The organism is Parasutterella sp. (assembly GCF_057870745.1).
In genome coordinates this window covers 1-4,907 of record NZ_DBMALT010000082.1, presented here as the reverse complement: position 1 = coordinate 4,907, position 4,907 = coordinate 1, and the positions used below count along the sequence as shown (strand labels likewise).

Sequence of the window (4,907 nt, the reverse complement as noted above, 5' to 3'; positions counted from 1 at the left end):
GACGCTTGCCCAATCGGAACAAAGTCAGAGTTCATAATCTACAAATAATTTATACTTTTTACTATATTTTTATAGATTTATTTTAACAGTTAGAAGCCCAATCCATCATGGCGAAGTATTCTTCAACATTTGTCGGGGCAAGATAGACGATCTCCGGAATCGAAGTGATCATCGGAATGTCCCAGAAACCGAGGTGTGTGAGGTCAGTCAAAGCACGAATACCTGTTCCTATGACCGGCATGACGGCAGAACTGTTGTCCATGGCCCAGTCTTGTTCGAGCTGGTCATAAGCTCTCTGAAGGAAGGTTGCCATTACAGGGTAGATAACCTTGGCACCGCCTCTGGTTGCGCCGGCCATTGTGGAAACACCGGTCTGTTCGGCAATTGCAACGTCAACGTACTGGTTGCCGCAGGCTTTTCTTTCCTTTTCCATGAAGCCGAAGACTTCAGGTGTTGCGGAAGAAATGATGAGCAGTTCCGGATTTTCTTTAACCCTTCGGAGTAAATAATCGCGCGTGTCGGTGATGTAATTCGGCTCATTTGACTGCTGCAGAGGTTCACCGTCAGCGACGTCATACGGTGCGCTGAAGTGGAACTCTTCACGGTGGGCTTCAGCAGGGGCGTAACCTTCGCCCTTTTGAGTATTCAAGTGAACAACGATCGGGTTCTTCGTGTCTTTTGCTTTCTTCAGAGCGTTAATCACAGACTCTAAGTCATTGCCTTCGGCGACGTAAATGTAGTCATAGCCCAGAGACTTAAAGTAGTTGTGTTCGCTCTGACCGTTGGTCTCTCTTAATTCCCTTAAATTGTCGTAGAGGCTGCCGTGGTTTTCGGCAATTGCCATTTGGTTGTCGTTGACGATAACGATGAAGTTGTCATTGAGCTTCCCGGCGTTATTCAAGCCTTCAAAGGCAACGCCGCCGCTCAAAGAACCGTCGCCGATGAATGCAACAATATTGAAGTCTTCTTGCTTTAGCGAGGCCGAAAGCCAGGCTGATCGAGGGAGAAGTGTGGCCTGCGTAGAAAATATCGTATTCTGGGCTTTCATTCGGGTCGGTGAATTCTCCGATTTCCGTGAACTTGCTCTTGTCTAAATAGTACTGAGCACGTCCTGTCAGCATTTTATGTACGAAGTCTTGGTGGGAGACGTCGATGACGATCTTATCTTTCGGGGCGTCAAAGACATAATGAACACCAATCAGAGCTTCAACGTCGCCGAGATTGGGTCCTACGTGTCCTCCTATTGTGGAGGTGTAGTTAATGATGGCGGCTCTCATCTGTTTAGCGAGATCTTTGAGGTCGTCAATAGTGAGTGGCTTAATGTCCTGTGGTGAGTGAATATCAATGAGTTTCATTTAAGTTCTCCTCAAAAAATAAAGCTACCCTAGTGAAGATAGATTTTTGGGGACATAAGCGAAAAAAAAACGGACTCAGAAAGGACACCGCAATAGAGCTGAGTTGTTACTGTGTGATACGAGATGGAGGAATGGGCAAAATGCCCGGAAAATCAGGCAAAGAAGCATTTTCTTGGGGCAAAAGGGGTCGATTGGGTTGGCTTCGGAGGAAGCTCTTGCAGGAAACAGAAATGGAAAAGCTAGAAACTCTAAAAGACCTTTCCCGAAGCGTCCCGATTTTTTCAAAATAGATATTTCAAACCGACTTTAATTTGAAAATCTGTTTTAAGGTGGCGGCCTGATTCCCGATTGATTTGAGCGAAGGCTTTGAGGCGATCCTTCAACAGACTCTCCGCGCCGATGCCATAGTAAACACGAGTTCCTATGGAGCGGTCTTTAAATGAGAATTCATTCATTTGGATAGATGTCCTTCCTAAGAAATCGTGTCTGACACCACCTCTTAAATAGACTTGTCCGGACAGTTTTCCTTCTTTGCTGCGGAAGTTTTTTCCTAAATCAATTCCCAGGCGCCCGTTCAAACTATCGGTCGATTTAACGCGGACCTTCATATCGTTGCTGAAGTGAAAAGAGGCGCCATTTGCGCGGAAGTAACTCAGTTGTACTTGAGGATCGATAAACCATGAGCCCAATTTCGAAGTTTGGGTGAACTCGAGACGGTGACCGATTTCAACAGATAAACCCAGACCGTAGTTGTGATAATCGGCTGTTGAGATACTTTCATCAATATTTTTGGCGCTTAGTTTGTTGTGGTAGCGATTTACGGATAAGACCGAGTCAATATATTGTCCTTTGTCTCCGAGCCACGCAGCATAAAATTTAGCTCCGACGGATTCCACACGAGAATGATTGCCGGGAGCGTCGTCAACATGAATATTTCCCCTCGTTAACAGGAGGTTGGCGCCTAGGACCCAGCCGGAGCTGAACTTCCGGTCGGCCCCGATCGTAAAGGCGGAATATTTAAACGTACTGTTGGCCGAGTAGTGCGACTCAAACCGGCTCTTATCGTATCGGTACAGAATATAGGAACCGTCTTCGGCACCTTCACGAACTTCTCCCATTCGGCTTCTTAGATCATCTAAGGATCCCAAGAATTGAATGATTTGGTTGCCGGAGGCTGCGCTAGCTAAAGTCAGTTTGGCAGCAGGAGACAATCCGATGGGTTTTTCGGCCGAGTCATCAAGCTCAGGCGGGTTTGTCGGATCAAACGGCAGTTCCGGCAGATCCGGTTTAGGAATAACCTCATCAGGAGGTTCGGACGGATCTGTCGGAGTCTCAGGGTTATCGGGCAAGACCGGTTTGAGCGATTGGGTCCCCAATATTGCCCAGACCCTGGAGTCTCCTTTTTTGAACGGGTAAAGCCCTAATTTATACATATAAGGGCCGGCGTCTATGATTCCGTCATTGGCTAAGGAAAAAGTGGCTTTATCCAGGCTGTTCGGAGAGTCATCATTGACTGCAATGTGGTAAAGATAGCCGGTGTTAGCGAGAGAAACGCCGGAGGATCCTAAGAGGAAGGCATGCTTGCCTTCGCTGCTTTTGGAGATATTTAGGGATCCTGTCGAACCCGCTGTAAGGTAAAAGACAGCACCGTTTCCTTTAAGAGTCTCAGTTTCCATTTGAGAAGGATGACCTTGCTGTCCCAGCTGGATATAACTCGAGGGTTCAACATTTACAAGGGACAAATTGCTGTCCTCGGGGACAAACCAATAGGAATCTCGATGCATCGTTACTCGGCTGCCGCCTCCCTCGTGGGTATCGACGGCAGCAGAAAGGGTAGAGCGTTCTCCTAAGTCAATGGTTAGGCCGGAAGTGGAGCTGACCGAAACAGGCTCATGAACTACCATGTGCCCATCGCTGTCAACACGGAAGCGAGCGTGAGAGCCCACGTTTCCGAGAAATAATTTCTCAATTTCAATTTGACGAGACCGGATGTCGGCCTGAGCATCGCGAATGAGATTTAAATGTCCCTGAAAGACGGCGGTTTGAGCCGAGGTTAAATTGAGACTGCTCTTGGCTTCAACGTCGACCTCCTTGGTGAAGAAGACATTTTTCGTCAGAACTCCTGATTGCGGGTCGCGCCCGATGTTAAGAGAGCTGGGATGGTCGGTTCCGAGAATAATCTGGCCGATTTGAACTTTTCTATCAATCAAAATATCGGGAGCATCCAGATCCATCTCGCAGCTAAGCAGCTGAATTGTGGAGATCGTTCCTGCGCTTCGTTCGTTAGGAGATAAGAAATAAATCCCAGATGAAGCTGACATTTTCAGCAGGCGAGAGTACGTAGCCGAAATGCCGCCGAAAAGTATTACTTGTCTTGCCTGCATTGTGGTCGAGGCATTCTCGGAAAGCGCGACGGAAAGATCGTCATAGTAGGAAGAGTTGTCCGGGTTTCTTGGCGTCATGAGGATAATGCGATCTCCGGCGCCGAGATTGGCAGTCTGATCCGGTCCGACGCTCAGAGCGTAACCAAATCCTTTTTCGGCCACGGGAACGGGTGTAACGATAAGATCGCGTCCGGCAGAGATATTGACGTTTTGACTTTCGACCGAAAGCCCCGGGAAAAGGAACTGGTGATTCGCGGGATTGCGGAGCGATCTGAAATAGCCTGCGTTAATGGAGTTGACCGCAATGGTACCGTTTTCGGAGACATTCCATGCGACCGGAGCGGCATTGCTGTGGAAAATAAAATTGCCTGTCTTTCGTCCTTCTTCAAATGCCGCGTTGATTTGGCTCTCGAGACCGGGGAAAAACTGCTGCCAGTTTCCGATAAGAGTGTCCGTATTTTGTGCGATTCCCTGATGCAGTGCATCGAATTGACCTGCAGCGGTCAACATTGGGATGGCAAAAAATAGTGCAATGGCAGCTGCGGCACGCCGAAAATAAAAGCAATTCTTTATTTTCATTGAAATAACTCGTATCTTTCCGCTGAAAAAGCTTTTAACTGCAGTAAGCTAATTGCCTTTCTAAGGGGTATTTATCCTGTAATCTAATAAAAAAAAACGCTCTATGAGCACACAGAAAATAAAATAATTAAACTGTTTTTTATGGTATACGCCTAGAGCGAAAAGTGACGTAATACACTCTCAAAGCGGGAGAAAGGATAGGGGGTTAATTTACTTATAGTTTGGCAAAATTTAGAAGATATTAAGGGGTAACTTTGTAGCAAAAATGATTCCGCTGAAAATACCCCTATGACATCTATCCTTGTTTAGAGAGGATATCCTCCAACTTAAAGAGGTGAGGCAACGGAAATTACCTGGCTAAACCGTGAGGGTCGAAGTACGGATCGACTCATATAGAGAATGGTTTTCTGATTGGATACAGAGATAAATAGGAAACTATTTTGAGAACTTGAGAAAAATGTAAAAATAGAAAAACGGCCGTATCGCAGGCCGTTTTTTGGTGTGCTCGGCATGAGCATTCTCTATAGGGTGAAAGTCCCGAGTCTGCCCGCTAGTGGGAAAGACTAGCGAACCCCAAGGTGTCTGCAGT

Annotated in this window: 2 protein-coding genes; both read right to left on the bottom strand. The window is 46.9% G+C overall.

What is annotated here, in order from left to right; translation table 11 throughout:
* Positions 1 to 82: 82 nt before the first annotated feature.
* Positions 83 to 1,048, bottom strand: a complete 966-nt coding sequence (locus ACZND6_RS12650) for a 1-deoxy-D-xylulose-5-phosphate synthase N-terminal domain-containing protein (RefSeq protein ID WP_302980766.1) — start codon at positions 1,046 to 1,048, stop codon at positions 83 to 85.
* Between the two features lie 588 nt (positions 1,049 to 1,636).
* Positions 1,637 to 4,318: an autotransporter outer membrane beta-barrel domain-containing protein gene (locus tag ACZND6_RS12645; protein ID WP_300874998.1), complete on the bottom strand. Its 2,682-nt coding sequence runs from the start codon at positions 4,316 to 4,318 to the stop codon at positions 1,637 to 1,639.
* Positions 4,319 to 4,907: the final 589 nt, after the last annotated feature.

What these genes read in the sequence shown, in the direction of transcription:
- ACZND6_RS12645 (WP_300874998.1), bottom strand. Translation starts at nt 4,318, where the DNA reads ATGAAAATAAAGAATTGCTTTTATTTTCGGCGTGCCGCAGCTGCCATT.
- ACZND6_RS12650 (WP_302980766.1), bottom strand. Translation starts at nt 1,048, where the DNA reads ATGAAAGCCCAGAATACGATATTTTCTACGCAGGCCACACTTCTCCCT.